Below are 25,691 nucleotides of genomic sequence, written 5' to 3' on the forward strand. Positions count from 1 at the left end.
TTACCCACCAGTAACATTGGCGCGGATCAACATCTCAAGGAGGAGCACACGTGAGCCCAGAACCCGGCACCGCGTCCACACGGAGCGCAACGAGATCGGTGCGCGACGTCGTCTTCGTCGACGGAGTACGGACCCCGTTCGGACGAGCGGGCGAGAAGGGGATCTACGCAGGAATGCGCGCCGACGACCTCGTGGTCAAGTGCATCCGGGACCTGATGAGGCGCAATCCCTCGTTGCCGGCCGCGCGCGTGGACGAGGTGGCCATCGCGGCCACCACACAGACCGGCGACCAGGGTCTCACCATCGGCCGTACCGCGGCCCTCCTCGCGGGACTGCCCCGCTCGGTGCCGGGCTTCGCGATCGACCGCATGTGCGCGGGCGCCATGACTGCCGTCACCACCACGGCGTCGGGGATTGCCTTCGGAGCCTACGACGTGGTGATTGCAGGAGGGGTGGAGCACATGGGGAACCATCCCATGGGGTCCGGAGCAGATCCCAACCCGCGCTTCGCGTCGGAGCGGATCGTCGATCCCGCTGCGCTCAACATGGGCAACACCGCCGAGAATCTGCACGACCGCTTCCCGGGCATCACCAAGGACCGGACCGACGCTTATGCGGTGCAGAGCCAGCAGAAGCTCGCCAGGGCCTACGACGCCGGTCAGATCCAGCCCGACCTCGTACCGGTGGCCGGCAAGAAGGCCGGATCCGGGTGGACACTGAACACCGCGGACGAGCCACCCCGCCCGGGCACCACGCTGGAGGACCTTGCGAGCCTGCGCACGCCCTTCCGCGCCCATGGCCGGGTGACCGCGGGCAACGCGGCCGGGCTGAACGACGGCGCCACAGCAGCCCTGCTCGCCTCGGGCGACGCCGCGGAAGAGCTCGGGCTACCCGTCCGGATGCGCCTGGTCGGTTATGCGTTCGCCGGGGTGGAGCCCGAGGTAATGGGGATCGGGCCGGTCCCCGCGACGGAGAAGGCCCTGCGCCAGACCGGCTTGAAAATCGACGACATCGGTCTCTTCGAGATCAACGAAGCCTTCGCCGTCCAGGTCCTGAGTTTCCTCGACCACTTCGGCATCGACGACGAGGACCCCCGCGTCAACCGATACGGCGGCGCGATCGCCGTCGGCCACCCGTTGGCGTCCTCCGGCGTCCGGCTGATGAACCAGCTCGCCCGCCAGTTCGAGGAAGACCCTGACGTGCGGTACGGCATGACCACGATGTGCATCGGTCTCGGCATGGGTGCCACCGTCATCTGGGAGAACCCCCACCACGAGCACTACGGACAGGATGCAGCATGAGCTTCGAACGCTACGACGAACTGGCCGGGCTCTTCCCGGCTGAGATCGTCACCCACTCCTACGTCGAGGACATCGATCTGCCCGAGGACGCCGGTGTCCTCGCGCTGGTCACACTGGACAACGATCTGGACCAGACGAAGCCGACCACGCTCGGTCCCACCACTCTGATCGAGTTCGGCCGTACCCTCGAGACCCTGAAGGAGCGGGCTGCGTCCGGCGAGATCGTGGGGGTCGCCGTCACCGGCAAGCCCTACTTCCTGGTTGCCGGAGCAGATCTCAGCACTGTGAAGAGCGTGAAGTCCGAGCATCTGGGCAGGCTCATGGCTGAACTCGGACACGAGGCGTACGATCTCCTCGCCGACATGGGTGTGCCGAGCTTCGCCTTCATCAACGGCGTCGCGCTCGGCGGGGGTCTGGAGGTAGCGTTGGCAGCCACCTACCGCACGGTGTCCGCCGGTGCCAAGGGCATCGGTCTTCCCGAGGCTTTCATCGGGCTCGTCCCGGGTTGGGGCGGTGTGTACCGCCTGCCTCGCCTGATCGGTCCCGCGAACGCGGTCAAGGTCATGATCGAGAACCCCCTGAGCAACAATCGAAGCCTCAGCGGCGCAGAGGCGTACGAGCTCGGCATCGCCGACGCGCTCTTCGAACCTGCGGACTATCTCGAGCAGTCCCTGCTCTGGGCGGCACGAGTGCTCCGCGGTGGCAGCGCGGAGGAGTCCGTGGAGCAGCGCCGCCGCGAACTCGCCGATTACGACGACGACGCCTGGGTGTCGGCCGTCGCCGCCGGCCGGGCGTTCGTCGAGGCGAAGACGGGCAACGCCGCTCCCGCGCCGTCGCGTGTGCTGGACCTCCTGGAGGCGGGACTCCAGCTGTCACAGAAGGAATCGGCGGCGGCGGAGTGCAACGCCCTGGCCGAGCTGATGCAGACACCGGAGTTCCAGTCGACGGTGTACGCGTTCCTCGACCTCGTGCAGAAGCGTGGCAAACGTCCCGCAGGAGCACCGGACAGGAAGCTCGCTCGCCCGGTGTCGAAGGTCGGTGTCGTGGGTGCCGGCCTCATGGCGAGTCAGCTCGCCCTCCTGTTCGCGCGCCAGCTGAAGGTCCCGGTGGTTCTCACCGATATCGACCAGGCACGCGTGGACAAGGGTGTCGCGTACGTTCATGCGGAGATCGAGAAGATGCTCGGCCGGAAGCGCCTGTCCCAGGACGCGGCGAACCGCACCCGTGCCCTCGTCACGGGCTCGGTGTCGAAGGACGCCTTCGCGGACGCCGACTTCGTCATCGAAGCGGTCTTCGAGGAGATGTCCGTCAAGAAGCAGGTCTTCGCCGAGGTGGAGGCCGTCGTCTCCCCCGAGTGCATCCTCGCGACCAATACGTCCTCGCTCTCCGTCGCCGAGATGGCGGCAGACCTCCAGCACCCCGAGCGTGTGGTGGGTTTCCACTTCTTCAACCCGGTAGCCGCCATGCCGCTGCTCGAGGTGGTCCGCGCGCCGAGGACCGATGACGCCGTCCTGGCCACGGCCTTCGTCGTCGCGAAGGGACTGAAGAAGAACGCCGTCCTGGTCCAGGACGCCCCCGCCTTCGTGGTCAACCGCATTCTCGGCCGGATGTTCGGGGAGATCACTGCGGCCTTCGATGAGGGTACCGACGCAAAGACAGCGGATACGGCCCTCGCTCCGATGGGCCTGCCGATGAGCCCCTTCAAGCTCCTTGCGCTCGTGGGCCTACCCGTGGGCCAACACGTCCAGGAGTCACTGCACACTGCCTTCGGGGATCGGTTCCACGTCTCGGAGAACCAGCAGAAGCTGATCGACGCCGGAGTCAGAAGCCTGTGGGAGAAGCAGGAGGACGGGACGCACGCGGTGCCCGAGGCGACGCTGGCCCTCATGGACCGTGGCAGCAGCCCGTCGACCGCGGAGGAGGTTCTCCGGCGCACGCAGGACGGCCTTGCCGACGAGATCGGACGCATGCTCGACGAGGGTGTGGTGGCTGCGCCCGAGGACATCGATCTGTGCATGATCCTGGGTGCCGGATGGCCCATGCACCTCGGCGGCATCACTCCGTACCTCGACCGTGTGGGTGCTTCGGAGCGCGTGAACGGCAAGCAGTTCCATCAGGAGTGATGCTCGAATGATCGATCCTTCGGATCTCATCGACCTCGACGGCCTGCTCACGGACGGTGAACGCGCTGTGCGCGATGGTGTGCGCGAGTTCGTGGACACCGAGATCAGACCCAATATCGCCGGTTGGTACGACCGCGCGGAATTCCCGCTGGAGCTCGTGCCGCGCCTGGCCGAACTCGGCCTCCTGGGCATGCACATCGAGGGGTACGGGTGCCCGGGCCGGAGCTCCGTGGAATACGGGTTGGCGGCCCTGGAACTGGAAGCCGGGGACTCGGGACTGCGCACGTTCGTCAGTGTCCAGGGCTCCCTCGCGATGAGCGCGATCGCGAAGCACGGCACGGAGGAGCAGAAGAACGAGTGGCTCCCTGCGATGGCAGCCGGATCCGTGCTCGGTTGTTTCGGCCTCACCGAGCCCGCGGGAGGCTCCGATCCCGGGAGCATGCTCACCTTCGCGAAAAAGGACGGCGACGGCTGGATCCTCAACGGCAGCAAGCGCTGGATCGGTCTGGCGTCGGTTGCACAGGTGGCGATCATCTGGGCGATGACCGACGACGGCGTCCGCGGCTTCCTCGTCCCCACGGACACCCGAGGTTTCACGGCGACCCCCATCGCCCAGAAACTCTCCATGCGGGCCTCGATCCAGTGCGACGTGGAGCTCACCGATCTCCGGCTGCCCGGCACAGCGCTCCTTCCCGGGGCGAAGGGGCTGCGCGGGCCCTTCGAGTGTCTCAATGAGGCGCGCTACGGGATCATCTGGGGCGCCATGGGCGCTGCACGCGACAGCTACCTGGCAGCGCTGGACTACTCGAAGGAGCGCCTGCAGTTCGGCAAGCCGCTGGCCGGCTACCAGCTCACCCAGCTCAAACTCGTCGACATGGCCCTGGAGATCAACAAGGGAATCCTGTTGGCGTTGCAGCTGGGGCGCCTCAAGGACGCCGGTGCGGTACAACCGCACCAGATCTCCATGGGCAAACTCAACAACTGTCGGGAAGCCATCGCAATCTGCCGGGAAGCACGTGCGATGCTCGGCGGCAACGGCATCACGCTCGACCACTCGCCGCTACGGCATGCGAACAACCTCGAGAGCGTGCGTACCTATGAGGGAACCGACGAGATCCACACCCTGATCCTCGGCAACCACATCACCGGCATATCGGCCTTCCGCTAGGTGCATGTCGACCTCCCGGGCGGCGCCGGCGTAGCGTGGTCGGAGGTATTACCGCTGGAGCGCACCTGATGGAAGGGGCGGGTCGCCGACATCGCGACGGTAGTGCTAGCCATCACCATCACCTGGTGCATTTGGCGGGCAGGGTCAACGGGACGGTGCTGTGGGCAAATCTGCACCTCCTGTTCTGGCTCTCGCTCATCCCGTTCAGCACCCGGTGGATGCAGCAGACCGACTTCGCACAGGTGCCGGTGCTCACCTACGGCATCGACCTCCTGCTGTCCGCCGTGGCCTTCCTGATGCTCCGCGGCGCGCTCGTCCGGCAGGACGGGCCGGACGGCCACCTCGCCCGTGCGCTGCGCGACGACCGGAAAGGGAAGCTGTCCCCTGCTCTATCTCGCCGGGATGGCGGCGACCCTCGTCCACCCGTGGATCGGGCTGGGCGCCTACGCGGTCGTGGCCCTCATGTGGCTGCTCCCAGAGCGCGGGATCGAACGATATGTCGCGCAGCTCAACGAGTGAGCTCGTGGACATTCGACGCGCACGGTGCGGATATCGCCAGCCCATGTAACGACTGAGCACCTATTTGGACCCCCTCGGGGAGCGCCGGTCACCAGGTCGACAGGAGCGAGGAACAGGCCGGCTTCGGCCAGCTGACGGCGATCAGGGCCCTATCTGCTCCCTGTCCGCCGGTGAAAAGGCATCACCGCCGAGCTTCGCCTGACCGAATGTGGTGGATTCTGCAAGGGTATATTGGCTCCTCGGTTCGACAGACGCTGTCCAGCCCTGTCCAGATCCCGAGGGGAATTGTCGAGCCGACCGACTTTTCATGCAGCAGGCGAAACACCGAGAGCACGATTCAATTCGAGGAACGGAGTATTCGTGCCAGTCATCGAGGCCAACGAGATCTTCAAGGTCTTCGGCCCCAAGCCCGAGCGAGCTGTCGAAAGGCTGCGCTCCGGAGCGACCCGCGAGGAGCTCCGCAAGGACGACCTGACCCCCGCCGTCATCGACGCCACCTTCGACGTGGGCGAGGGCGAGATCTTCGTGGTCATGGGCTTGTCCGGGTCAGGGAAGTCGACGCTCATCAGGATGGTGAACGGACTCCTCATGCCCACCGCGGGATCCATGAGCATCACGGGCGAGGACATCACGCGACTGAGCGGCAAGGACCTGCGCCGGGTGAGGCGGGAGAAGGTCAGCATGGTCTTCCAGCACTTCGCGCTCCTCCCCCACCGCACGGTCGGGGAGAATGCGGCGTACGGGCTGAAGGTCCAGGGCCTCAACCGCTCCGAGCGCGAGGCGAAGGCCGAGGTGGCCCTCCAGATGGTCGGCCTCGACGGTTGGGGAGGTTCCCTGCCGGGCGAACTCTCAGGGGGCATGCGTCAGCGTGTGGGCCTCGCCCGGGCGCTGGCTGCGAAAACCGACGTCATGCTCATGGACGAGGCGTTCAGCGCCCTCGATCCCCTGATCCGCCGGGAGATGCAGGACCAGTTGGTGGATCTGCAGCACCAGCTCGGCAAGACCATCCTGTTCATCACCCATGATCTCAACGAGGCGATGCGCCTCGGCGACAGGATCGCCATGATGCGCGACGGACGGATCGTCCAGGTCGGCACGACGGAGCAGATCCTCAACGACCCCGCGAACGACTACGTGGCCAAGTTCGTCCAGGACGTGGACCGTACCCGGGTCCTCACCGCCTCGGCGATCATGGAGGCTCCCGTGGCGCTGCTGGGAAGCGAACAGGGCCCCCGCGCGGCCCACCGGCTCCTGCGCGAGAACCAGCTCTCCAGCATCATGGTGGTGGGCCGCGACAAGACCCTGCGGGGCATCGTGCACGAGCACGAGGTGGCCGACGCGGTCCGCAAGGGCTCGGATGATCTGGACGGCCTCCTGCGCAGCGCCGCCACCGTGCGCGTCGACACCGCACTCGCCGATCTGATCACCGCCGCAGCGGAGAGTCCGGCGGCTCTGGCCGTGGTGGACGAGCACGGCAAGCTCCGCGGAGTGGTCCCGCGCGTCACCCTGCTGAACGCCCTCGGTGATCCCAATACGGTCGTCGAGCACGTAGGACCCGACGAGAAGGTGATGGCATGAGCGTATCCACCAGCCAGTTCAGTGAGACGGGTGTTCCCCGCGTACCGGTCGGCGACGGCATCGAGGTCGTGTTCGACTGGGTGGACGACAATCTCGGCGGGTTCTTCCGTTCCATCCGCGATCTCATCCTCGGCGCCACCGACGGGCTGGCCGATGGACTGAACGCACCCGCACCCCTCGTGCTCGTGGTGCTGTTCGCAGCCCTCGCCTGGCTGGTCAAGGACTGGAAGTTCGCGCTCGTCTCATTCATCGGCCTGGCCTTCGTGATCAGCGTGGACCAGTGGGAGAACGCGATGACCACGCTGTCACTGGTGCTCATAGCCACGATCATCGCGCTCGTCATCGCAATCCCTGTCGGGATAGCGGCCGCCCGCTCACCCTCGGTCAGCAACGCCGTGCGGCCGGTGATGGATCTCATGCAGACCATGCCGGCCTTCGTCTGGCTCGTGCCCGTGGTGACCCTCTTCAGCATCGGTGTGGCGGGCGGCGTGGTCGCCACCGTGATCTTCGCGCTGCCGCCCGGGGTCCGCCTGACCGAACTCGGGATCCGGCAGGTGGACGCCGAGGTGGTCGAGGCCGGCCACGCCTTCGGCAGCTCACCGGGGCAGATCCTCCGCGGGATCCAGATCCCTCTGGCGCTACCGACCATCATGGCCGGCGTCAACCAGGTGATCATGCTGGCACTGTCGATGGCGGTGATCGCGGGACTCGTGGGCGCCGGAGGACTCGGTGGGGCCGTGACCTCCTCCATCTCCCAGCTCGACATCGGCCTCGGCTTCGAGGCCGGACTGTCGGTGGTGGTCCTGGCCATCTACCTGGACCGGACCACCGCGGCCGTGGGCGGCGGGGCAGCAGCCCGTGCCCGCCGCATCACCGGCGGCTTCGGCCGCATGCTCGGCCGGTCCCGCACCACCGCTGCCCCCGTCCCCGCGGGCAGCCCCACCTGATCCCCCAGCTACTGCACGGGAACCCTCCACCAGCGGTTCCCTCCGATGAGAAAAGGAAGAAGAGCCATGACGAAGAAGTTGCACGCACGTAATCTCGGCCTGTTCGCCGCGCTGATGAGCCTCACGCTCGGCGCCACCGCCTGCGGATCCGACAGCTCCGACGACAGCGCCGGCGACAGCGGTTCGGCCGATGAGAACCAGACCATCGCCCTGGGCATCATCCCCTCCTGGACCGATGGGCTGAGCACCGCCTACCTGTGGCAGGACATCCTCGAGGACGAGGGCTTCGAGGTGGAGATCAAGGAGCTGAGCGAGGCGGCCCCGCTGTACACCGGGCTGTCCAACGGCGACGTGGACGTCTACCCCTCGGGCTGGCCGGACGCGACCCACGCCGAGTACATGAAGGAGTACGGGGACGACATCGAGGATCTCGGGACCTACTACGACAACGCGAAGCTCACCTTCGCCGTCCCGGAGTACACCGACATCGCATCGATCGCCGACCTCACGGGTAACGCCGACCAGTTCGACGGCAGGATCGTGGGCATCGAGCCGGGTGCGGGCCTCACCGCCGTCACCAAGGACAGCGTCATGCCGGCCTACGGGCTGGACGGCGACTACGAGCTGGTGGAGTCCTCCACCACCGCGATGCTGACCGAACTCCAGAGCGCCATCGACGCCGAGGAAGACATCGTGGTGACCCTGTGGAAGCCGTTCTGGGCCAACAGCGCCTTCCCGCTGAAGGACCTGGAGGACCCCGAGGGTGCGCTCGGTCCCGTGGAGGGCCTGCACACCCTCGCCCGCACCGGCTTCGCGGAGGACTTCCCCGAGGTGGCCGACATGATGGCCAACTTCACGCTCGACGACGAGCAGTACGGCCAGCTCGAGGACCTCGTGGTCAACGAGTACGGTTCGGGCAAGGAGGCCGAAGCCGTGGACCAGTGGCTGGAGGAGAACCCCGACTTCGTCGACAGCCTCAAGAGCTGACCTGGACCATGGAAGGAGGAGGGCCGGTGCTACCGGCCCTCCTCCTTCTTGTCGTGCACCCGCACCCGGGCCCCCGGGGAAACCCCGGGGATGGCTACCGATCGGCTACGCCGGGAACAGACGGTCCAGTTCCTGCAGATCCTCCGCCGACGGCGACCAGTCCGCAGCTGCGGCATTCTGCAGCACCTGCTCGGGCGACGTCGCTCCGGCGATCACGGAGCCGACGGACGGCTGGGCGGCCAGCCAGGAGAAGGCGACCTGAACTTCGCTGACCTCACGCTCCGCTGCGAACCGGGAGTACGCCTCGAGCTGGTCCCAGTCGGCGGTCTCCAGCAGATTCTTCCGCGAGTGTGTCAGGCGGCTTCCCGCCGGCACCTCATCGCGGCGGTACTTACCGGTCAGGAGGCCGTTCGCCAGCGGGAAGTACGGCAGGACGCCGAGTCCGTACGCCTCGGCGGCCGGCACCACCTCACGCTCCAGCCGGCGGTCCAGCAGGCTGTAGGGGTTCTGCGCGGAGATGAAGGGTGTGTACCCGCCGCTGCGTGCTGTGAACTCGGCCTCGGCCACCTGCCAGCCCGAGAAATTCGAGTGCCCCAGGTAGCGCACCTTGCCGCTGGTCACGAGGTCGTCCAGCGCGGCCAGGGTCTCCTCGATCGGCGTGAGGACGTCCGGGGTGTGGTACTGGTACAGGTCGATCCACTCCGTGCCGAGGCGGCGCAGCGAGGCTTCGACCGCCCGGACGATGTAGCGGCGTGATCCGCGCGCATTCCAGTCCCGCCCGTTGGCGCCGTCCATGTCGAGCCCGAACTTCGTGGCGAGGACCACGTCGTCGCGCCGGGAACCCAGGGCCTTGCCGAGTTGGATCTCGCTCACTCCCGGCGCCCTGCCGTACATGTCGGCCACGTCGAAGAGCGTGATGCCGGCGTCGATCGCGGCGTGTACGACGGCGTCGGTCCCCTCCTGCGACTCGGAGGCGGTGCCGGTCCTGCCCAGGTTATTGCAGCCGAGCCCGACGGTGGAAACGCTGAGTCCGGAGGAACCCAGTCTGCGATAGGTCATCATGGTTCCAACCTACCAACACCGTTGCCCCGGGCACACGATCCGGCGCGCCGGGTTCAGGCGAACCAGACGCCGATCTCGCGCTCGGCCGATTCCGTCGAGTCCGATCCGTGCACGAGGTTCTGCTGGACCTTGACGCCCCAGTCGCGCCCCAGGTCACCGCGGATGGTACCCGGTGCCGCAGTCGTGGGTTCCGTGGCGCCGGCGAGGGAGCGGAAACCCTCGATGACGCGCTGCCCCTCGAACACCGCCGCCACGATGGGTCCGCTCAGCATGAACTCGACGAGCGGCTCGAAGAAGGGCTTGCCGGCATGCTCGGCGTAGTGCTGCTCGAGCAGGTCGCGCGTGGCGTACACCTGCTTGAGGTCGGCGATGCTGTAGCCCTTGGCCTCGATCCGCGACAGGATGGTCCCGGTCAGTCCGCGGGCTACGCCGTCGGGCTTGACGAGGACGAGGGTGCGCTCGGTGCTCATGTGATCTCCTGGGTCTGCGGCATCGGCGATACCGCGATGGTTGGGTGCTCGGAAAGATTCTACCGACGGTCTCATTCGGGGTTCGCCTTCTCCCACTCGGCCTGTAGCCTGTCGCGCTCCACGTTCTCCCGGTCGATGCGCGTGCCCTGGCGGATGCCATAGAGCCAGGTCACGGCGAACGCGGCACCCACCAGGAACATGGTGGGTTCCAGGAAGCCGCCGGCGATGATGACCAGCTGCAGGAACCAGCCGAGGCCGATCCCCCATCGCTTCGTCACGACGGCGCAGGTCAGGATCAGGACGACGCTGAGGACCAGCCCCGAGGTCAGGATGAGCACGGGGCTGATCTCGTCGCGCCTGAGCCCGAGGACGGCCAGTGTCGCGAAGAACACCACGAACGCCTCGAGCGCCAGGACCGTCGAAGCGAAAAGGACCTTCGTGGACCGACGCTTCCGTGGCATTCCGGGCCGCCACTCGCGCTGCGCCTTCGTCATGCGTGCCATGCCGTGCCTACTTCCCCAGCAATGTTCGGGCTTCGCCGACCACGGTGATGGAGCCGGTCACGAGGATCCCTCCGGCGAGATCGTTGTTCTCCTCGGCCTTCATCACGGCCCATTCCAGGGCGTCGTCGAGACCCGGGAGGATGGTGATGTTCTCCTCTGCGAAGCCGGCAGCGAGAGCGGCCTGCAGCAGATCCGCGGCCGGCACGGAGCGCGGCGACGTGGACTGCGTGAGGCAGAGATCCTCGAGCATGCCGCCGAGCTCCTCGTGCAGTTCGGCGAGCATGCCGGCCGCGTCCTTGTCCTGCAGCGCCCCGATCACCAGGACCAGGCGCGAGAAGTCGAAGGCCTCCCGGATGCCCTTCGCTGCGGCACGGGCGCCGGCCGGGTTGTGCGCAGCGTCGACGATGATGCTCGGGGCGGTGCGGACCACCTCGAGGCGGCCCGGTGAGGTGACGGCACGCAGGCCGTTCCGCACGAGCGTGGTGTCCAGCTCCCGCTCTCCTCCGCCGAGAAAGGCCTCCACCGCGGCGACGGCCAGGGCGGCGTTCTCCGCCTGGTGCTCGCCGTGCAGCGGGACCAGCAGCTCGCCGTAGCGACCCGCGAGGCCACTGAGCGAGACCACCTGCCCGCCGACGGCGACGGACCGGGACTCGACGCCGAACTCGATGCCCTCGAAGCGGAACTCCGCGCCGACCTCCTGCGCCCGTTCCAGGAGGACCTGCGCGGCGTCGCGGGACTGGATGGCGCTCACGAGGAAGGCTCCGGGCTTGATGATGCCCGCCTTCTCCAGGGCGATGTCCTCCACCGTGTCCCCGAGGAGATCCGTGTGGTCGAGGGAGATCGGCGTGATGACGGCCACCTGGCCGTCACCCACGTTGGTGGCGTCGGTGACCCCGCCGAGCCCCACCTCGATCACGCCGACATCGATCGGCTCGTCGGCGAAGATGGCGAACGCGAGGATGGTGATGCACTCGAAGTAGGTCAGGCGCGCTTCCCCGGCGACGAGGAGTTCGCCGTCGACGATGTCCAGATAGGGCTTGATCTCGTCCCAGACGCGGACGAACGTCTCGTCCGGCACCGGCTCCCCGTCGATGCTGATGCGCTCGGTCACGCGGGACAGGTGGGGGCTGGTGTAGCGGCCAGTGCGCAGATCGTGCGCCAGCAGGATGCTCTCGATCATCCGGGCGGTCGAGGTCTTCCCGTTGGTCCCTGTGATGTGGATGATCGGGAAGGCCCGGTTCGGCTCCCCGAGGATCTCCATGGCCCTGTGCAGCGGAGCCATCCGGGGCTCCATCCTGTCCTCGGGGGCACGGCTGAGCAGATCGGCGTAGACGCTCTCCACGGAGAAGGCGTCGTGATCCGGCCGATCCTCCTCGGTGCTGCCGGTGTCGGTGGTGCCGTTCGTGTCATCCATGCACTGACTCCTGTTTCTCGACGGTGACCTTCTCGACGGTGATGGCGAAGTCGCCGTCGGCGTCCTCGTCGGCGATGATGCGCAGCCGGACGGTCAGGGTCTCGGCACTGATCAGCTCCGCGTTCGCCTCCAGTGCGGCCACCTGCGCGGGTGCCACTCCGATGACGGTGCTGATGCGATCGCTGATCCGCAGATCCGCGTCGCGGCGCGCCTGCTGCACGGCCCTGATCGCATCCCGTGCCGTACCCTCGGCCGCGAGCTCGTCGGTGACCTCGGTGTCGAGCACGAGGAACCCGCCACCGGGAAGCACCGTGACGGCCTTCGATTCGGCCTCATTGCCGACCACGACGGTGTCGAGCGTGTACTCGTGCGGTTCGAGGGCCAGTCCGCCGACGACGACCCCGCCGTCGCCGTCGACGTGCCACTCCCCCGCCTTCGAGGCCTTGATGGCCGTCTGCACGTTCCTGCCCAGGCGTGGGCCGGCGGCGCGTGCATCGACCACGAGGCGCTGGGTGATACCGAACTCCGACGGATCCGCGTCGGCCGAATCGACGAGCCGCACCTCCTTGAGATTCAGCTCGTCGGCGATGATGGAGCGGTACTGGCCTCCGAGGTCCGTGGCGCCGGGCGCCACGACGGTCAGCTCCCGCAGGGGCAGCCGGACGCGCAGGTTCGCGGCCTTCCGCAGGCTCGACCCGACCGAGCACACCTGGCGGGTGCGGTCCATCTGCTCCACGAGCTCGGGGTCGGCGGGGAACGACGTCGTGTCCGGCCAATCGGTCAGGTGGACCGAGCGGCACCCGGTGAGTCCGCGCCAGATCTCCTCGGTGACGAGCGGCAGCAGGGGCGCTGCGACCCGGCACACGGTCTCCAGGCACGTGTAGAGCACGTCGAAGGCGTCCGTGTCCTCGTCGAAGAACCGCTGGCGGCTCCGCCGCACGTACCAGTTGGTCAGGGTGTCCAGGTACCGGCGCAGGGACTCGCAGGCCTCGCTGATGGTGAAGGCGTCCAGCGCCTCCGTGAGATCACGGACCAGATTGCCGGTGTTCGCGAGGATGTACCGGTCGATCGGTTCGGCCAGGCTCGCAGCGGCCTCGGGCGTGACGGTCCTCGCCTCGTAGCCCGCGCCGTCGAAGGCCGCGTTGGTGTACAGGGCGAAGAAATGCCAGACGTTCCACAGCGGCAGGATCACCTGGCGGACACCGTCGCGGATACCCTGCTCCGTGACCACCAGATTGCCGCCCCGCAGGATCGGCGAGGCCATGAGGAACCAGCGCATCGCGTCCGAGCCGTCGCGATCGAAGACCTCGGAGACATCTGGGTAGTTCTTGAGGCTCTTGGACATCTTCTGGCCGTCGGAACCAAGCACGATCCCGTGGCTGATGACGTTGCGGAAAGCCGGCCGGTCGAACAGGGCGGTGGAGAGGATGTGCAGCATGTAGAACCAGCCGCGCGTCTGCCCGATGTACTCCACGATGAAATCGGCAGGATGGTGGGTCTCGAACCACTGCTCGTTCTCGAACGGGTAGTGCACCTGGGCGTACGGCATGGAGCCGGAATCGAACCAGACGTCCAGCACGTCCTCGACGCGGCGCATGGTGGACCGGCCGGTGGGATCGTCCGGATTGGGACGCGTCAGCTCGTCGATGAAGGGGCGGTGGAGGTCCACCTCGCCCTCATGGTTGACAGGAAGTCGGCCGAAATCGGCCTGCAGCTCGGCAAGAGAGCCGTAGACATCGGTCCGTGGGTACTCGGGGTCGTCGGACTGCCACACCGGGATGGGGCTGCCCCAGAACCGGTTCCTGCTGATGGACCAGTCGCGCGCGTTCGAGAGCCAGGTGCCGAACTGGCCGTCCTTCACATTGCCCGGGATCCACGTGATGTCCTGGTTGAGTTCGACCATGCGGTCGCGGATCTTGGTGACCTCCACGTACCAGGAGGACACGGCGCGGTAGATGAGGGGATTACGGCAGCGCCAGCAGTGCGGGTAGCTGTGGACGTAGCTGGACTGGCGGATCAGGCGCTCACCCGCCTTGAGGACGCGCGTGATGACGCGGTTCGCCTCGAAGACCTGCAGCCCGGCGATCTCCGCCAGCGGGCCGCGGGAGAACAGTGGGAGGAACCGGGCCTTCTCGTCGACGGAGAGGATCACCTGGATGCCGGCCTGCTCGCAGACCGCCTGGTCCTCCTCGCCGTAGGCCGGCGCCTGGTGCACCAGCCCGGTACCGTCCGTCGTCGTGACGTAGTCCGCCACGAGGATGCGGAAGGCGTTCCGGTACCCGCCCTCCTCGGGATCGGCGAGGTAGTCCCAGAGCGGTTCGTACGTGAGTCCCTCGAGCTCGGAGCCGAGGTGGCGGGAGGTGATCGCCTCACGTGCGGCGGCCGCGTCGGCGAAGCCGAGATCCTTCGCGTAGTTGCCGAGGAGATCCTCGGCGATGAGATAGCGCCGGGTAGCGTGGTCGCGCTCGGCGTCGACCACCACGTAGGTGATGCCCGGTCCGACGGCGAGCGCCGCGTTGGTGGGCAGGGTCCAGGGCGTGGTGGTCCAGGCGAGGGCCTCCACCCCGGCGAGCTGTTGGGACAGCTCTGTGGTGCCCACGCGGAGCGGGAAGGAGACGGTGACGGTCTGGTCCTGGCGGTCCTGGTAGACGTCCTCGTCCATGCGGAGCTCGTGGTTGGACAGCGGCGTCTCGTCGTTCCAGCAGTAGGGCAGCACCCGGTACCCGCTGTAGGTGAGGCCCTTCTGGTGCAGCGTCTTGAAGGCCCAGAGGACGGACTCCATGTACTCCGGGTTGAGGGTCTTGTAGTCGTTGTCGAAGTCCACCCAGCGGGCCTGGCGCGTCACGTAGTCACGCCACTGGTCGGCGTACTTCATGACCGAGGCACGGGAGGCGTCGTTGAACTTGTCGATCCCCATGGCGAGGATCTGCTGCTTGTCCGTCATACCCAGTTGCTTCATGGCCTCGAGCTCGGCCGGCAAGCCGTGGGTGTCCCAGCCGAAGCGCCGCTCCACGCGGTGCCCGCGCTGCGTCTGGTAGCGGGCCACCAGGTCCTTGGCGTAGCCGGTGAGCAGATGACCGTAGTGCGGCAGTCCGTTGGCGAAGGGCGGACCGTCGTAGAACACGAACTCGTTGGACCCGTCCACGCCGGCAGCCCGTGCGTCGATCGAGGCCTGGAAGGTGCCGTCCTGCTGCCAGTAGTCGAGTACGCGTTCCTCGAGCTCGGCGAGGCGCGGCGAAGCGCTGGACCCGGTGGAGGCGCGCGGGCCGTCCTGGGATTCCAGTGCTGGGGAGACTGCTTTGGGATAGATCTGCGGCATGGTTCTCATCCTGTGTGCGGCGGCGGGTGGAGCAGGAGTCCTGCCGTGAGGACGGGTGCCGTCTCGCCCGCGACCGGCTGCCTGACCGGGTGCGGGGTCCTGGACCCGCGGTACCACCTCACTTGCCGCCGTCGCCCCCGGCGCCGCTGACCGCGGACGCTGCGGGCGGGAGGAAGCCGCTCGTTCGGGCTGTGACGGGCCGTCCCGTCCGGTTCTACGGGCCGCCGTGGTGGCCGGCCTTCTTCCGGAAGCTCGCCGGTGATTGCCGGGTCGGTGCTTGTGCCCCGATTCTAGCCCGGCGCGGAATCCGTTGTCGAAAGCACGGCACGCCGGGTGGCGGGCCGTGCGCCGCGGTGCGGGTCTGGCAGGCGGTGACGTGGACACGGTCCTGAGCCGGTCTCCCGAGCCCTTCTCCCCCGCCAGCAGCGAGAAGCGGGCAGCGCTGGCCCACTTCGAGCCCCACAACGTCCTCATCTCGCGTGGGCCCGTCCGGACGGTACGCCGCGCGCTGCAGGAGCAGGTCCTCGACTCCGAGCACCCGGTCCACCATCTGGCCGACCGCTTCGTCCCGGTGGTGGAGGAGGAGATGCAGCACCTGCTGGCCGGCGCGCTGCGCACCGGCTCACTCCCGTGGGAGGAGTTCCTCGACGCCTGGTACCGCGTGGTCCGTCGGGTGGTGTTCGGTGATCACGCGCGGGACGCCACGGAGCTCACGGACCTGATCATCAGGCTGCGCCGGGACGGGAACTGGGCCTTCCTCAAACCGGTACGCCGGCGGACCAGGGCCCGGCTCCTGCAGCGGATCGGCGCCGAGCTGGCTATCGCCGATCCGGGAAGTCTTGCGGCCGTCATGGCAGCAGCGCCGAAGGGTGACGGCGCGGAACCGTCCGACCAGGTACCGCAGTGGCTGTTCGCCTTCGATCCCGCCGGCATGGCGACCTTCCGGGCACTGACGGTCCTCGCGACCCACCCGGCAGCGCTGGCCGAGGCGCGGCGCGAGGTCGACGGCGACACCTCGGGCCGCCGGGTTCTCCCCTACCTCCGTGCCACCATCCTGGAGTCGCTGCGCCTCTGGCCGACGACTCCCATGATCCTTCGCCAGACCACGCAGCCGGTGCAGTGGGAGCACGGGCTCATGCCGGAGGGCTGCGGCGTCCTGGTCTTCGCCCCGTACTTCCATCGCGACGAACGCGCGTTGCGCCGTGCCCACGACGTCTTCCCGGAGCGCTGGCTGACGGACGAGGACGACCCCTGGCCGCTCGTGCCCTTCAGCGACGGGCCGGTGGTCTGTCCCGGCCGCCTCCTGGTGCTGCTCCTGACGAGTGCGGCGCTGGCGTCGGTGGTGGGTGGCCACGAGCTCGCTCCGGGTTCGGGCCCGCAGCTCGCTTCGGACACTCCACTTCCGGGCACCCTCGACCACTACTCCATGACCCTGGAGGTCTCGAAGCGGCCGTGAGCCGCACCAGCCCACTCGCCGACGTCGAACCACGACGCCGGTCACCCGCCGCCGGTCCGGGTGGCTGCCCACCGCCCGTTCCGGCAGAGGCTAGGCCCGGAGGACCTTGTGGTTGGCCGCCTGCGCGAGCGGACGGAGCACCAGCTGGTCGATGTTCATGTGGTGCGGCGCGTTGAGTGTGAACGCGACGGCCTGGGCGACGTCGTCGGCCGTGAGCGGGTACTCCACCCCCTCGTAGACCTTGTCCGCCGCTGCCCTGTCCCCGCCCAGGCGATTGAGCGCGAACTCGTCGGTTCGGACCATGCCCGGTGAGACCTCGATGACGCGGATGTTGTTCTCGGCCTCCTCGAGGCGCAGCGAACGTGCCAGTGACACCTGGGCCGCCTTGACCCCGCAGTACCCGGCTCCGCCCTCGTAGGCCGCGAGCGCCGCGGTGGAGGTCAGGAACAGCACGCTCCCCTGGCCCGAGTCGCGCAACGCCGGGAGCAGGGCGCGGGTCATGCGCATGGAGCCGAGCACATTGACCTCGTACATCCGTTCCCAGTCCGCGGTGACCGAGTCGGCCACCCGGTCCGCTCCGAAGGCACCGCCGGCATTGTTGACGAGCGCGTGCACGGCGCCGCCCGCCGCGACCTCCGCGGCGAAGGCGTCGACGGAGGCCTGATCCGTGACGTCCAGGGCCACGGGAACTGCACCCGTCTCCTCCGCGAGCGCGGCGAGCCGGTCCGTGCGCCGGGCGGCGGCGACCACGGCCCATCCGTCGCGTCGCAGGGCCCGGACGGTGGCTGCTCCGATGCCAGAGCTGGCGCCCGTGACGATTGCGCGCAGGGCCTGGGGAGCGGGCTCCGCCGGGGCGCCGAGTGGTCGTGTGTCCTGGGTGCTGGGGTTCTCCATGGGCCCATGCTAGCCAGCCCGCGCTAGGGTTGTAGCGGGCGCGCCACGCGCCCCGCCATCGAGGACCCCGCACACCGGCGTGACCGAGGTATCCGGCGCCCGCGAGCAGACCCGCTCCGACCGCACCGAAGGACCACTGCCCATGCAGACCACCACCGCCCCGGCGGGCCCCACACCCACCGAGCGCCAGTCCGTCCTGCGCACGCTCAGGAGTCCACGACTGCTCAAGACAGAGGTGCTGGCCGGACTCGTGGTCGCACTCGCACTGATCCCCGAAGCCATCGCCTTCTCCATCATCGCCGGGGTCGATCCGCGGCTGGGTCTGTTCGCCTCGTTCACCATGGCCGTCTCCATCGCCTTCCTCGGTGGGCGACCGGCGATGATCTCCGCCGCCACGGGTGCGGTGGCCCTCGTGATCGCCCCGCTCGTGGACAGTCACGGCGTGGACTACTTCATCGCCGCGGTGATCCTCGGCGGGCTGTTCCAGGTGGTGCTCGGCCTCACCGGCGTGGCCCGCCTCATGCGCTTCATCCCACGCTCCGTGATGGTGGGCTTCGTCAACGCGCTGGCCATCCTCATTTTCCTGTCACAGGTCCCCGAACTGATCGGGGTGCCGTTCCTCGTCTACCCGATGGCCGCCGTCGGGCTGCTGATCGTCTTCGGGCTGCCCCGGCTGACGCGGGCGGTCCCGGCGCCGCTGGTCGCCATCGTGGTCCTCACGGTCTTCGCGGTGCTCGCCAACGCCGTCGTCCCCACCGTCGGCGACAAGGGAGAGCTCCCCGAGAGTCTGCCGTCACTGATGTTCCCCGACGTCCCGCTGACGCTCGAGACCCTGCAGATCATCGCCCCGTTCGCCCTGGCGCTTGCTGCCGTGGGCCTGCTCGAATCCCTCATGACCGCCAAGCTCGTCGACGACATCACCGACACCCGCTCGGACAAGACGCGGGAGTCGTGGGGCCAGGGCGCGGCGAACATCATCACGGGCTTCTTCGGCGGCATGGGTGGATGCGCGCTGATCGGCCAGACCATGATCAATGTCAAGGTCTCCGGTGCCCGGACCCGCATCTCGACGTTCCTCGCCGGCATCTTCGTCCTCCTGCTCGTCGTCGTCCTCGGCGGGATCGTCGCGCTCATCCCCATGGCGGCCCTCGTCGCGGTCATGATCTTCGTGGCCATCAGCACCTTCGACTGGCACAGTGTCAGGCCCACCACCCTCCGGCGCATGCCCAGGAGCGAGACCACGGTCATGCTCGCCACGGTGGTCGTCACGGTCTGGACCGAGAATCTGGCGATCGGCGTCGGAGCAGGGGTCCTGGTGGCCATGGTCGCCTTCGCCCGGCGGGTAGCCCACTTCGTCACTGTCGAGCGGACCGAGGCGGAGCACGACGGCGAACGCGTCGCCACCTACACGGTGAACGGTGAACTGTTCTTCGCGTCCTCGAACGACCTCTACACCCAGTTCGAGTACGCGACCGATCCGCAGCGGGTGATCATCGACCTGCACGACTCGCACCTGTGGGACGCCTCGACCATCGCGGCACTGGACGCCATCCAGGAGAAGTACCGGTCCTCCAGCACCGAGGTGCAGGTGGTGGGTCTCAACGACGCCTCGACCATGATGCGCGAGCGCCTGGGCGGCACGCTCGGCGCCGGCCACTGACCGAGGGACCATGCAACAGCACGGAGCGGCATCCGAGGAGGGCCGTTCCCCCCTGCCGCCGTCCGAGCCGGGCTCTCCCGTGCGCCGCCTGGTCCTCCTGGGCGCGGTCGTCGTCGCCGCGACGCTTGTCGTCCTGCTCGTCCCCCTGCCCGACATCGACCGGCTCCGGGGGTTCGTGGAGCAGGCGGGCCCTTGGGGGCCGGTCGCGTTCGTCCTCGGCTACGCGGCGCTGACCCTCGCACCCGTCCCGAAGAGCGTGCTGTCCATCGCCGCCGGCGTGCTGTTCGGTTTCTGGACGGGACTGGCGCTCGTCTACGTGGCCGCCCTGCTCGGCGCCGCGGCAGGCTTCTGGTTGGGGCGGGCACTTGGCCGGGACGCCGTCGAAAGATTGACGCGGGCACGGGTGGAGCGCGTCGACGCCGTCCTGAGCTCCCGGGGTTTCATCGCGGTGGTGGGTCTGCGGCTCGTCCCGGTGCTGCCCTTCACGGTGATCAACTATTCGGCCGGCCTGACCTCCGTGCGCTGGTGGCCCTACTTCCTCGGCACCATGGTGGGCATCCTGCCCGGCACCGCGAGCTATCTCGCGCTCGGCGCCTTCGGTTTCGACCTCGGCTGGCCGGCCCAGATGGGAATCGCGGTCCTGGGCCTCTTGACCCTCGCCGGAGTGATCGTCGCCGTCCGTGCGCGTCACACCCCGGGGCACCATGTTTGACTCCAGGCTCAGACCACTCCTGGCACCCCTGCTCGATCGGGCGGCCGCGGCCGTAGATGTTCACTGGATCACCCCGAACCGGCTCACCGGTGTCAATCTGGTGCTCGGCCTCGCGAGCGCCGTCCTCGCCGCCACCGGATCATGGCTCCCGGCCCTGGGGGCGTGGCTGCTCTGCCGCCTCGCGGACGGCGTGGACGGCCCCCTCGCCCGGCGGCGCGCGACACGCGGGCCCTCGCCGCGATCCGGAGCAGATACCGGTCAGGGCGGCTTCTGGGACATCTCGGCGGACTTCGCGGTGTACGGCGCCACGGTGATCGGCGTGGCGATCGGTGCGGCAGCCGGGTACGGAGCGCCGTGGCTGCCCTTCCTGGTGGTCCTCTTCGCGTACTACCTCAACGGCAGTGTCTTCCTCGCGTTCTCCTCCATCGCCGAGCGGACCGGACGAAGGATCGACGACGGCCGGTCCCTGTCCTTCCTGGGCGGACTGGCGGAGGGAGCCGAGACCGTGCTCGTCCACTCCCTCTGGCTGCTGTTCCCGTTCCTCGCCTGGCAGATCGCTGCCGTCTGGGGCGCCCTGGTGCTGCTCAGCGCCGTGCACCGCATCATCGCCGGGTACCGGGCCCTCGGGCGGCCCGCCGGTCTCTGAGCCGGGCCGCCGCCCGTCGGCGCGTGGCGCTGCGTCCGTGGTGCGGCGGCCGTCGCCCGGTGCCCGGTGGTACCTTGTCAGAGCCCCGGCGGACCCTGCCGCCATCCCGAGGACTGGACGTGCCGACCATCGCCGAGAAGTACAGCCTCTTCGCCCCGCTCTACGATCTGCTGTCGGCCGAGTACCCCGTCTATCACGCCGGACGCAGACTGGGCGTGGATTCGCTCGGCCTGCGCGAGGGCGAGCAGGTGCTGGACCTGGGCTGTGGAACGGGCCTGAACTTCCCCCTCCTGCAGCGCGCCGTCGGTCCGGGAGGCTCGATCATCGGGATCGACCGCAGCGCGCAGATGCTTGCGCAGGCACGGCGACGGGCTGACCGGCAGGGGTGGGCCAACGTGACCCTCCTGCAGGCGGACGCAACCACCCTCGACCCCCGGGAGATCGCCCGGAGACTCGAAGCGGCCGGCAGCCGAGCGCTTTCGGACGCCGCGCTCGCCACCTACGCGCTGTCACTCATGACACCGTGGCGCCGGGCCTGGTCGGGGATGCTCGGACTCACCCGCCCGGGCGGGAGGCTCTCGGTCGTGGACATGCAGGACCCCACCGGGCGATTCGCCGCCCTGACACCGCTGGCCCGCCTCGCATGCACGCTCGGTGGCGCCGACATCACGGCCCATCCGTGGCGCGGCGTTGAGCAGGACTGCGACGACGTCGCGCACTTCTCGGCCCGCGGCGGGCACCTGCAGATACGCACCGGTAGCAGGCCGGATCCCTCTCACCCCGGCGGGTCGTGGACCACAGCGCCCGACGGCACGAGCGTCCGACAGTAGGCTGACGAGCGGAGTGCACGGCACGTTGGAACGGACGACGGGATGCGGATGAAGAACCTCGAGGGTGAGTCGCTGCGCGATTCGCTGCGGACCCAGCTCTGGCCGGTCCCCCTGATCGCCGTCGTGCTGGCCGTGGCCCTGGGCCAGTTCCTGCCGTTCCTCGACCGGATTCTCGAGGACTCCCTGCCCCCGACGGTCAGCGGTCTGCTCTTCGGTGGAGGCCCGGGAGCCGCCCGGTCCCTCCTGGAGACCATCGCGGGCTCCATGGTCACCGTGACCTCGCTGACGTTCTCCCTCACCGTGGTCACCCTGCAGCTGGCGAGCAGCCAGTTCTCGCCGCGGCTGCTCCGCACCTTCACCAGCGACCGCTTCGTGCACAACACGCTCGCGCTGTTCCTGGCCACCTTCGCCTACGCCCTGACGGTGCTGCGGAGCATCCGGATCGAATCCAGCGACGGTAGCGGCTTCGTCCCGGAACTCGCGGTCACGGTGGCCTTCGCGCTCACGCTCGCCAGCGTCGTCGGCCTCGTCCTGTTCCTCGCCCATCTCGCCCGGCAGATCCGGGTGGAGACGATGCTGCGGGACGTACATCGCGAGAACGACCGCACCCTGGACCGGATCTTCCCCACCGAACGACGCCAGGAACCCACAGACCTCCCCTCCTCACCGGGGCAGCCCCTGCACATCACCTCGTCCGGCTTCCTCCTCAGTGTGAATCGCGGCAGGGCGAGGAGCGCCGCGGCGAACGCCCGGGCCTTCGTGGTCATCGATGCCCATCCCGGCGCCTCGCTGGTGCACGGCATGCCGTTCGCGCGGGTCTGGGGCGCAGGCGGTCCCCTCACGGCGGACGACCTCTCGGACCTCCAGGAGAAGCTGAACGAGGCCGCGCGGATCGGGTTCGAGCGGACCTCGACGCAGGATGCGGCCTTCGGACTCCAGCAGCTGCTCGACGTCACCAACAAGGCGCTCTCCCCCGGGGTCAACGATCCGACCACCGCCGTGCACGCCATCGGCCACCTGGCCGCCGTCCTGTCCTCGATCGCCCGCCGGGCCACGGGGCCGGAGACGGTATCCGACGACGACGGGACGCCCCGCGTGGTCCTGACGTACCCGACCGCCGTGCAACTCCTCGATCTCGTGATGGACCAGGTGATCACCTACGCGTTCACGGACCCGCGCACCGCGGACCGCGCCCTGGCGATGCTCCGTGAGATCACGGTCACCTCGGGCCCTGATCGCTCCCCGCAGCTGCGCACGGCGCTCGTTCGCCACCTCGGACGGTCGGCGACGGCGATCAGGGAGTCCTCGCTGGACAGCAGTATCCGCGGCCACCTGGCCTCCGTGGTGACCGAGGTCGAGGAGCTCCTCACCTGACGCCGGGGTCCGTCCCCCGAGACGGCCGGGCGCCCCGGGCGCGGGCGGTAGGACACAATGGTGGGATGGCCGATACAGCACAGGGCACAGACACGCCCTCATCCCACCCCGTCTCCGTCCCCGACAAGCCCGCCCTGGAGGGTCTGGAGGACAGGCTGTCCCGGCAGTGGCGCGAGGACGGCACCTACACCTTCGACCGCAATACCAAGCGCGAGGCGGTGTACTCGATCGACACGCCGCCACCCACGGCGTCCGGGTCTCTCCACGTGGGCCACATGTTCTCCTATACCCAGACCGACGTCATGGCGCGGTTCAAGCGGATGAACGGCGCCAACGTCTTCTACCCCATGGGGTGGGACGACAACGGCCTTCCGACGGAGCGGCGCGTCCAGAACTACTACGGCGTACGCTGCGACCCCTCGGTCCCCTACGACCCGGACTACCGACCGCCGGCGGAACCCGCGAAGAACCAGCGCGACTTCGACGCCGTCTCCCGCCGCACCTTCATCGCCCTCTGTGAGGAACTCGCCATCGAGGACGAACTGGTCTTCGAGAATCTCTTCAGCACGCTCGGGCTCTCCGTGGACTGGCAGCTGACCTACCGGACCATCGACGACACCTCCCGCGCCGTGTCCCAGCGCGCCTTCCTGCAGAACCTGGTCGACGGCGATGCCTATCTCGCCGAGGCACCCACCCTGTGGGACGTGAGCTTCCGCACCGCCGTGGCCCAGGCCGAACTCGAGGACCGCGAGCAGCCCGGCGCCTACCACCGCATCGGCTTCCACGCGGCGGACGGGACGCGCATCCGCATCGAGACCACGCGGCCGGAGCTGCTGCCCGCGTGCGTGGCCCTGGTGGCCCACCCGGACGACGAGCGTTACAAGCCCCTCTTCGGGACCACCGTGACCTCCCCGCTGTTCGGAGTGGAGGTGGAGATCAAGGCCCATCCCCTCGCCAAGCCGGACAAGGGCAGCGGGATCGCCATGGTCTGCACCTTCGGAGACCTGACGGATGTCACCTGGTGGCGTGAACTGCAGCTGCCCACCCGCGCCGTCGTCGGACGGGACGGGCGCCTGCGCTCCGAGACCCCGGAGTGGATCACCACGGCGGAGGGCGCCGCGCACTACGCCCAGCTCGCCGGCAAGACCATCTTCAGCGCCAAGGAGGCTGTGGTCGCCCTGCTGCGCGACAGCGGCGACCTCGAGGGTGAACCGACGAAGGTGGTGCACCCCGTCAACTTCTACGAGAAGGGCGACAAGCCCCTCGAGATCGTCACCAGCCGCCAGTGGTACATCCGCAACGGAGGACGCGACGCCGCCAGGCGGGACGCCCTGATCGAACGCGGCCGTGAGGTCGAGTTCCACCCCGCCTTCATGCGCTCGCGCTACGAGAACTGGATCGACGGCCTGAACGGCGACTGGTTGGTCTCCCGCCAGCGGTTCTTCGGCGTACCCGTGCCGGTCTGGTACCGGCTCGGCGCCGACGGCGAACCGGACTACGAGGATCCGATCCGTCCGGCACTCGAGGCCCTGCCCGTCGACCCGGTGGCCGAGCCGGCGCCAGGCTACGAGGAGTCGGCCCGGAACCAGCCGCATGGCTTCATCGGCGACAACGACGTCCTCGACACGTGGGCCACCTCGTCCCTCACCCCGCAGATCGTGGGCGGGTGGTCGCGCGACGAGGAGCTGTTCGCCACGGTGTTCCCCTTCGATCTGCGCCCGCAGGGCCACGACATCATCCGGACCTGGCTCTTCTCCACGGCCGTCCGGGCCGACGCGCTGCAGGACTCCATCCCCTGGAAGCATGCTGCGCTGTCCGGCTGGATCCTCGACCCGGACCGGAAGAAGATGTCGAAGTCCAAGGGGAACGTGGTGGTCCCCACCGACGTCCTCGAGCAGTTCGGGGCGGACGCCGTGCGCTACTGGGCGGCGTCGGCGAAGCTCGGTGCGGACACGGCGTACGAGGTGAACCAGATGAAGATCGGACGCCGCCTCGCCATCAAGCTGCTCAACGCCTCCAAGTTCGTGCTGAACCTGGGGGTCACCGATGCCTCGATCGGTGCTGGTTCGCTCGACCGGGTGACGAACGCCCTGGACCTGTCGCTCCTGGCCCAGCTGCGCTCGGTGACGGAGGAGGCCACGGCCGCCTTCGCGAAATACGATTACGCGCGGGCGCTGCAACTTACCGAATCGTTCTTCTGGACGTTCACGGACGACTACGTGGAGCTGGTCAAGGACCGCGCGTACGGTGCCACCGACGATCCCGGGACGCAGTCGGTGCAGACCGCCCTGGCGACCACGCTCGATGCCCTGCTGCGCCTCTTCGCACCGTTCCTGCCGTTCGCCACCGAGGAGGTCTGGAGCTGGTGGCGTGCAGGCTCGATCCACCGCGCGCCCTGGCCGGAGGCAGCCGGGCTCGCCGGGCTGCCGGACAGCGCCGACGCCGGTGTCCTGACGTCGGTCGCGCTGGCGCTCGGCGGCATCCGCAAGGCCAAGTCGGAGGCGAAGGTGAAGCAGCGGACGCAGGTGGACACCGCCGTCGTGACCGCCCCCGCCGGCCAGGTGGCCCAGCTGCGGCTCGGGCTGCCGGATCTGCTCGCCGCCGGCAACGCGAAGGACCTCAGGATCGAGGAGGGCGGTCCGCTCACCGTCAGCGACGTCGAGCTCGCAGCGGAGTCCGTGGACCAGCGCTCCTGACGCGAAAGGGGGAGGGACCCACGGGTCCCTCC

General features: G+C 68.6%; 19 protein-coding genes. 13 read left to right on the plus strand and 6 right to left on the minus strand.

Features of this window, described 5'->3' with window-relative positions:
• Positions 1-50: 50 nt before the first annotated feature.
• From FQ377_RS05600 to FQ377_RS05625, 6 genes are all read left to right on the plus strand, one after another.
• A complete protein-coding gene (locus FQ377_RS05600; RefSeq protein ID WP_148600268.1) occupies positions 51-1,301 on the plus strand; it encodes a thiolase family protein in 1,251 nt (416 codons plus the stop codon).
• The gene (locus tag FQ377_RS05605) at positions 1,298-3,424 is read left to right on the plus strand and encodes a 3-hydroxyacyl-CoA dehydrogenase NAD-binding domain-containing protein (protein WP_148600269.1); all 2,127 of its coding nucleotides are present in this window, start codon (positions 1,298-1,300) and stop codon (positions 3,422-3,424) included. Before FQ377_RS05600 ends, FQ377_RS05605 begins: the two co-directional genes overlap by 4 nt.
• 7 nt (positions 3,425-3,431) lie before the next feature.
• Positions 3,432-4,592, plus strand: a complete 1,161-nt coding sequence (locus FQ377_RS05610; RefSeq protein ID WP_148600270.1) for an acyl-CoA dehydrogenase family protein — start codon at positions 3,432-3,434, stop codon at positions 4,590-4,592.
• An 879-nt stretch (positions 4,593-5,471) separates the two neighbouring features.
• Positions 5,472-6,689 carry a quaternary amine ABC transporter ATP-binding protein gene (locus FQ377_RS05615; RefSeq protein ID WP_148600271.1) on the plus strand — a complete coding sequence of 406 codons (1,218 nt, stop codon included), beginning with the start codon at positions 5,472-5,474 and terminating at the stop codon, positions 6,687-6,689.
• Positions 6,686-7,636, plus strand: a complete 951-nt coding sequence (locus FQ377_RS05620; protein ID WP_148600272.1) for an ABC transporter permease — start codon at positions 6,686-6,688, stop codon at positions 7,634-7,636. Before FQ377_RS05615 ends, FQ377_RS05620 begins: the two co-directional genes overlap by 4 nt.
• Before the next feature lie 66 nt (positions 7,637-7,702).
• Positions 7,703-8,623 carry a glycine betaine ABC transporter substrate-binding protein gene (locus FQ377_RS05625; protein WP_148600273.1) on the plus strand — a complete coding sequence of 307 codons (921 nt, stop codon included), beginning with the start codon at positions 7,703-7,705 and terminating at the stop codon, positions 8,621-8,623.
• A gap of 105 nt (positions 8,624-8,728) precedes the next feature.
• Here FQ377_RS05625 and FQ377_RS05630 read toward each other — a convergent pair whose 3' ends face one another.
• The 5 genes from FQ377_RS05630 to ileS form a co-directional block, all read right to left on the minus strand.
• Entirely contained in the window at positions 8,729-9,685 is a 957-nt protein-coding gene (locus FQ377_RS05630; RefSeq protein ID WP_148600274.1) for an aldo/keto reductase, read from the minus strand.
• 53 nt (positions 9,686-9,738) lie between these two features.
• Positions 9,739-10,155 carry a nucleoside-diphosphate kinase gene (gene ndk / locus FQ377_RS05635; RefSeq protein ID WP_148600275.1) on the minus strand — a complete coding sequence of 139 codons (417 nt, stop codon included), beginning with the start codon at positions 10,153-10,155 and terminating at the stop codon, positions 9,739-9,741.
• 71 nt (positions 10,156-10,226) lie between these two features.
• Complete coding sequence (locus FQ377_RS05640; protein WP_148600276.1) at positions 10,227-10,658, minus strand: DUF4233 domain-containing protein; 432 nt, start codon at positions 10,656-10,658, stop codon at positions 10,227-10,229.
• 7 nt (positions 10,659-10,665) lie between these two features.
• Complete coding sequence (locus FQ377_RS05645; protein WP_148600277.1) at positions 10,666-12,072, minus strand: bifunctional folylpolyglutamate synthase/dihydrofolate synthase; 1,407 nt, start codon at positions 12,070-12,072, stop codon at positions 10,666-10,668.
• Positions 12,065-15,391 carry an isoleucine--tRNA ligase gene (gene ileS, locus FQ377_RS05650; RefSeq protein WP_316245916.1) on the minus strand — a complete coding sequence of 1,109 codons (3,327 nt, stop codon included), beginning with the start codon at positions 15,389-15,391 and terminating at the stop codon, positions 12,065-12,067. The genes FQ377_RS05645 and ileS overlap by 8 nt, the downstream gene beginning before the upstream one ends.
• Positions 15,392-15,701: 310 nt before the next feature.
• Here ileS and FQ377_RS05655 point away from each other — a divergent pair, with 310 nt between their 5' ends.
• Positions 15,702-16,847 (plus strand): cytochrome P450, encoded by a 1,146-nt coding sequence (locus tag FQ377_RS05655; protein WP_148600279.1) that lies wholly within the window; start codon positions 15,702-15,704, stop codon positions 16,845-16,847.
• A 90-nt stretch (positions 16,848-16,937) separates the two neighbouring features.
• Here FQ377_RS05655 and FQ377_RS05660 read toward each other — a convergent pair whose 3' ends face one another.
• Positions 16,938-17,741: an SDR family oxidoreductase gene (locus FQ377_RS05660; RefSeq protein ID WP_148600280.1), complete on the minus strand. Its 804-nt coding sequence runs from the start codon at positions 17,739-17,741 to the stop codon at positions 16,938-16,940.
• Between the two features lie 142 nt (positions 17,742-17,883).
• On the opposite strand from FQ377_RS05660, the gene FQ377_RS05665 reads away from it, so the two are divergent.
• The 6 genes from FQ377_RS05665 to valS all read left to right on the plus strand — a co-directional run bounded on the left by FQ377_RS05665 (position 17,884) and on the right by valS (position 25,659).
• Entirely contained in the window at positions 17,884-19,401 is a 1,518-nt protein-coding gene (locus tag FQ377_RS05665) for a SulP family inorganic anion transporter (RefSeq protein WP_148600538.1), read from the plus strand.
• 10 nt (positions 19,402-19,411) lie between these two features.
• Positions 19,412-20,113 (plus strand): TVP38/TMEM64 family protein, encoded by a 702-nt coding sequence (locus FQ377_RS05670; protein WP_148600281.1) that lies wholly within the window; start codon positions 19,412-19,414, stop codon positions 20,111-20,113.
• Complete coding sequence (locus FQ377_RS05675) at positions 20,106-20,759, plus strand: CDP-alcohol phosphatidyltransferase family protein (RefSeq protein ID WP_148600282.1); 654 nt, start codon at positions 20,106-20,108, stop codon at positions 20,757-20,759. The genes FQ377_RS05670 and FQ377_RS05675 overlap by 8 nt, the downstream gene beginning before the upstream one ends.
• 119 nt (positions 20,760-20,878) lie before the next feature.
• On the plus strand, positions 20,879-21,589 hold the full coding sequence (locus FQ377_RS05680) for a class I SAM-dependent methyltransferase (RefSeq protein WP_262364299.1): 711 nt from the start codon (positions 20,879-20,881) through the stop codon (positions 21,587-21,589).
• A 42-nt stretch (positions 21,590-21,631) separates the two neighbouring features.
• A complete protein-coding gene (locus FQ377_RS05685; RefSeq protein ID WP_262364300.1) occupies positions 21,632-22,963 on the plus strand; it encodes a DUF2254 domain-containing protein in 1,332 nt (443 codons plus the stop codon).
• Positions 22,964-23,028: 65 nt separating this feature from the next.
• Entirely contained in the window at positions 23,029-25,659 is a 2,631-nt protein-coding gene (valS, locus tag FQ377_RS05690; protein WP_148600283.1) for a valine--tRNA ligase, read from the plus strand.
• Positions 25,660-25,691 lie beyond the last annotated feature (32 nt).

The sequence above is a fragment of the Arthrobacter echini genome (assembly GCF_008107445.1).
Classification (GTDB): Bacteria; Actinomycetota; Actinomycetes; order Actinomycetales; family Micrococcaceae; genus Arthrobacter_D; species Arthrobacter_D echini_A.